Origin of the sequence: Streptomyces beijiangensis (assembly GCF_017315755.1) — a bacterium.
In the GTDB taxonomy this organism is placed as follows: Bacteria; Actinomycetota; Actinomycetes; order Streptomycetales; family Streptomycetaceae; genus Streptomyces; species Streptomyces beijiangensis.
Map to the genome: position 1 here is coordinate 1 of NZ_JAFLRJ010000918.1, position 273 is coordinate 273.

Annotated in this window: 1 pseudogene; it reads left to right on the forward strand. The window is 78.8% G+C overall.

What is annotated here, in order from left to right:
- Positions 1 to 273: pseudogene (locus tag J0695_RS39855) on the forward strand (alkaline phosphatase D family protein); the annotation flags it as partial.

Sequence of the window (273 nt, forward strand, 5' to 3'; positions counted from 1 at the left end):
GAAGTCATCCTGGACGGCGCCCGCGTCTGGCCCCCGGAGGACGGCCGCTTCCCCGCCTCGGTCATCCGCTCCCCCGCGCCGGCGGCCGACGCCGTCCGCGTCTCCTTCGGCTCCTGCCGCTGGGCGGCCCCCGCGCACGGCGAGCCGGACCCCGTGGGACCCGACGCGCTGGACACCCTCGCCGCCGCGCTGGCCGCCGATCCCGCGGCCGTACGCCCGGACGTCCTGCTCCTCCTCGGCGACCAGGTCTACGCGGACGAGACCTCCCAGGCC